Below are 4665 nucleotides of genomic sequence, written 5' to 3'. Positions count from 1 at the left end.
AGGCTCCAAAATGATTTAAATTTATTCTCTACAAAATTTATCTTGACACTTTTTGCTAAAGCTATCTTAGCTTGCTATCCTTTTTAAAATTTAGCAAATTTCTGACTTTATCAAAAAGTCACAAGCTATTTTAAATTTAATACCCATAAATTTTGGCAAATTTATCTATCTTTGAGCTTTTTGCCAGTTGTATTCGGTCTCGTTTGCGATCTTTTGGGCTAGCTCTTTGCCAAAATGATCGCTGATAAAACCAAGCGCCATATCCATACCAGCAGCCACGCCTGAAGCTGTGTAAAATTTACCTGCTCTTACCCACCTGGCGCGCTCTTGCCACTTTACAGCTTTGCCGCAACTTTTTACCCACTCAAGCGATCTTTTATTTGAGGTAGCCTTTAGTCCGTCAAGTTCTCCTGTGCGAGCGATGAGCGCCGAGCCTGTGCATACGCTTAGGCAAATTTGAGATGCCAAAACGCACTCTTTAAGTCTTGAGATAAACTCACTATCATCTACAAGTGCCCTCGTGCCCTGACCTCCAGGGAGTAGCAAAACGCTCTTTTTTGGTATCTTACTAAGCTTTTTGGTCTTTATAAAAAAGCCTTGCTTGCTTCTTTTCATCCCGCCATCAAACGAGACGTAGTTTATCTTCATTTCAGGCACTCTTGCTAAAAACTCTACCGGCCCCATTAGATCAAGCGTTTCATAGTCATCAAAGATAAGGCAAAAAAGATGCATAGTGCGATCCTTTTTAACTAAAATTTGGATTTATTTTAGCTAAATTTTCAGATCAAAAAACTCTAAAAATTAACAAAACTTAAATATTCTTTATAAAATTTTTAGTAATCTTTTTTGCTAAGGTTTGCTTGTGATTAGCTCTGATATAATAGCGACCAAAATAGCGTAGCTATGCGATTTAACGTATTTAACCAATACTTAAATTGTTTAAGCTCAAACTCATAAAGGACTACAATGACGAGAATTCTTACTCTGCTTTTTACATTATTTGTAACAGCAATGGCAACTCAAGGACCAACTGGCGTCAATCAATATAATAGTGCTATTTGGGCGGCTGAAAGGATAGAAAATATCAAGCCATACGAACAAGGTTTGGGGCCGATATTTACTTTTATCCAAGGTAATGATTATTTTGCAATAGCAGCACTTTCTATCATTTTGGCTGTTATTGGAGCATTTGCATTACACTTTTTAATCATTGGGCCAAAACATTTTAGCCATGATGGTAAAAAGGTATTTGCTTTTTCATTGATCATACGTATAGCTCATGGTTTGGCAGCGATCTCATGGATCATTTTAGTGCCAACTGGTATCATCATTATGTGGGGTGCAGAGCTTGGCGGTGGAACATTTGTGCGTTTCTGTAGATACTTGCACGATACAGCAACTGTGATCTTTGCTGTTTCTGTGCTTCCTATGTTATTTACCTGGACAAAGAGAATGCTTCCAGCAATTTATGATATCAGATGGATGATGATAGTTGGTGGCTATTTATCAAAGAAAAAGAGACCTGTTCCAGCTGGTAAATTTAATGCTGGTCAAAAAGCATGGTACTGGATCGCTATCCCTGGTGGTATCGTTATGATAATTACTGGTGCGATTATGTATTTTACGGACTTCAAAGAGCCAGCGGTTGCTTCTTGGTTTGGTCTTACACAAATTGATCTTTTAAGATACAGCGTAATTATCCATAATTGTCTTGGCATCGCATGTGCAGTATTTTTCTTAGTTCATATTTATATGGCAGCTATTGCTATTCATGGTGCTATTTGGTCGATGATTACTGGATATAAAGAGGAAGAAGAAGTTTATGTTCTTCATCACTACTGGTATCAAGAGCTCGTTAGAGAGAATAAAATTCCAGTATCTGATTATGAAAAGTCTTATACAAATTTAAAATAATTAACTTTACTTTGATCTTGCTAGTAAGCGGGGTCAAAGCTCTCTTTTATCTCAAATTTATACATTAAAATTTTTAAAATAATTAATATTTTTTTGGCTATAATCCAAACTAGTTTCAAGGTTTGAAATACTAATCACAAAAGGAAAAATCATGACAATAATTGATTGTAGAAATTTAGAGTGCCCAAAACCAGTCATAATGACAAAAAATGCACTTGATGGCTTAAGTGAAGGTGAAAGCTTAGAAATTTTGGTAAATGCACTAGCCCCAAAAGAAAATATTTCAAGATTTTTAAAAAATCAAAATATAAACTTTAGCCTCGAAAGCAATGGCAATGAGACTAAAATTTTAGCTACAAAAGGTAAAAATGCGCTTGAGCTTACAAATTTTGATGAGTTTGTCTGCGACATAACACCAAAAAATAATAAAGTACTCTATCTAAATGAAGAGCGCGCGGGAAGTGGCGAAGTAGGAATAAATTTACTATCAAAATTCTTAGGAGCTTTTCTTCAAGTTGAGAAAAAACCAAAGATAATAATCTGCGTAAATAACGCTGTAAAGATGACTACAAACCGCTCACACCCAAGCTTTAAGCCGCTTAAAGATCTTGAAGCTGCTGGTGTTAAAATTTTAAGCTGCGGAAGCTGCTTGGAGGCTTATAAGCTAGTAAGTGATCTTGCGATTGGCGAAATTTCAAATGCTTATGAGATCATCGACATACTCTCAACTCACGAGCAAATCAAATTATGATCTATCACGACAAAAAGCTTACGCAGTTCGTTAGAGCCGCTGGTTGAGCTGCTAAGCTTGACCCGTCGGGTCTAAACAAAACGATTAGTAGTTTAAATTTATCTCATCCAAATCTGCTCTCAAGCACCAATTCTAATGAGGATGCGAGTGTCTTTAAAATTTCAAGTGATCTTGCACTTGTTCAAACTCTTGATTTTATAACGCCTGTGGTAAATGATCCTTTTATTTACGGTCAAATCGCTGCTGCAAATAGCCTAAGCGACGTCTTTGCAATGGGTGGTGAGGTGATAAATGCTCTAAATATCGTAGGCTTTGATAGTTGTAACTTGGCACCTGAAATTTTAGGCGAAATTTTACAAGGTGGAGCCGATAAAGTAAAAGAGTGTGGCGGTATAATCGTTGGCGGGCATACGATCGAGACACAGCAGATGTATTATGGGCTTAGCGTCACTGGAAGGGTGCATCCTGATAAATTTTGGGCAAATAATACAGCCATAAATGGCAATGTTTTGATACTTACAAAGCCCCTTGGAAGCGGTATTTTAAGTACAGCAATAAAGGCTGATTTATTAAGCATTGAGCAAATAAAAGAGGCTGCAACTATCATGGCACAGCTAAATTTTTATGTATTAAAGGCACTTGATGGCATCAAAGTTTACGGCGCTACTGATGTGACTGGATTTGGCTTTTTGGGGCATTTAAGCGAAATGCTAAATGAAAAGATCAGTTTTGAAATTTATGAAAAAAACGTGCCAATCATTGCAAGCGCAAAGGAATTTTCAGATATGGGCATCATCCCAGAGGGAAGCTATAAAAACCGCGAATTTGCAAAGCATTTTGTAGATAAAGAAGCTGATATTTTACTATTTGACGCACAAACTTCTGGTGGACTTTTGCTTGCAGTTGGTGAAAAGGACGCGATACTTGCAGTAAAACGCTTAAAAGAAGTAGGCTACGAGCACTCAACTATCGTTGGCTCTGCGGTGTCAAAGAGCGAGTTTGGTATATTTTTAAGATAAATTTTTAAAAATAGTATGCTATCTCATTGTGTTAGTGAAATCTTTTAATTTACTTAACCATTCTATAATTTCAAAAACTATAAAGGAGAGATGATGAATTATCTTGAAATTTTAAAATTTCGTCATGCTTGCAAGGTTTTTGACGAAAGCAAAAAAATCGGTGCTGGAGAGTTTGATTTTATACTAGAGGCTGGTAGGTTAAGCCCTAGTTCAACTGGCCTTGAGCAGTGGGATATCTTAGTCGTTCAAAATAAAGAGCTTAGAGAAAAAATAAAAGCTCTTTCATGGAATCAAGCACAAATCACATCTTGCTCACATTTAGTTGTCGTTTTAGCTAAGATCAAAGAGGTAAAATTTGGAAGCACATACGTTAATAAAATGATCGCTAGAAATACTAATAAAGATCCTGAAGCAATTGCTGCAAGGCAAAAATTTTATCATGACTTTTTGCTTGCAAATTTTAAAAATGATGATGAACTAACATTCCAGTGGTCACATGAGCAATGCATGATAATTGCCACAAATATGATGAATGCAGCTGCAAGTTTGGGCATTGATAGTTGCCCGATAGAAGGCTTTGATAGACATGCTTTAAATGAACTTTTGGGGCTTGATGAGAGCTTTCAAAGAGTGGCTATCATGGTGCCATTTGGCTACCGCCTAAATCCACAACCAAAAAAACTTCGTAGAGAAATTTCTGATATCGTTACTTGGATCTATTAAGATATTTGAGCCAAATTTTAAATAAATTTTTGGCTCAATTTTAAATAAATCAATAAATTCTAAATAAATACTTACCTTTATAAACCCAAATCAAGTAAAAATGGGATAAAATCAGAGCCAAAACCTAAACTAACGAGGTGTCTATCGTGCTTGAAAAACAAAAAACCAGCCTTCAAATAGTAAAAATGTTTTACACAAAGGCTATTTTACTTTTACTCTCATTTATATTTTTAGCATTATTTGTAGTTTGTGCCGGTA

At 35.9% G+C, this 4665-nt stretch carries 5 protein-coding genes; 4 read left to right on the top strand and 1 reads right to left on the bottom strand.

Annotated features, from left to right (window positions below; all coding sequences use genetic code 11):
- Positions 1 to 165: 165 nt before the first annotated feature.
- The gene (locus FZ949_RS04245) at positions 166 to 732 is read right to left on the bottom strand and encodes a DJ-1/PfpI family protein (protein WP_234401456.1); all 567 of its coding nucleotides are present in this window, start codon (positions 730 to 732) and stop codon (positions 166 to 168) included.
- Between the two features lie 234 nt (positions 733 to 966).
- On the opposite strand from FZ949_RS04245, the gene FZ949_RS04240 reads away from it, so the two are divergent.
- The 4 genes from FZ949_RS04240 (at position 967) to FZ949_RS04225 (ending at position 4407) form a co-directional block, all read left to right on the top strand.
- Positions 967 to 1914 (top strand): formate dehydrogenase subunit gamma, encoded by a 948-nt coding sequence (locus FZ949_RS04240; protein ID WP_021090567.1) that lies wholly within the window; start codon positions 967 to 969, stop codon positions 1912 to 1914.
- 151 nt (positions 1915 to 2065) lie between these two features.
- Complete coding sequence (gene yedF, locus FZ949_RS04235) at positions 2066 to 2665, top strand: sulfurtransferase-like selenium metabolism protein YedF (RefSeq protein WP_103579629.1); 600 nt, start codon at positions 2066 to 2068, stop codon at positions 2663 to 2665.
- The gene (selD, locus tag FZ949_RS04230) at positions 2662 to 3684 is read left to right on the top strand and encodes a selenide, water dikinase SelD (protein WP_410369082.1); all 1023 of its coding nucleotides are present in this window, start codon (positions 2662 to 2664) and stop codon (positions 3682 to 3684) included. The genes yedF and selD overlap by 4 nt, the downstream gene beginning before the upstream one ends.
- Positions 3685 to 3777: 93 nt before the next feature.
- Complete coding sequence (locus FZ949_RS04225) at positions 3778 to 4407, top strand: NAD(P)H-dependent oxidoreductase (RefSeq protein WP_087576581.1); 630 nt, start codon at positions 3778 to 3780, stop codon at positions 4405 to 4407.
- The last annotated feature ends 258 nt before the right edge of the window (positions 4408 to 4665 follow it).

Origin of the sequence: Campylobacter concisus (assembly GCF_902460545.1) — a bacterium.
GTDB lineage: Bacteria > Campylobacterota > Campylobacteria > Campylobacterales > Campylobacteraceae > Campylobacter_A > Campylobacter_A concisus_AE.
This window is presented reverse-complemented; position numbering and strand designations above follow the sequence as displayed.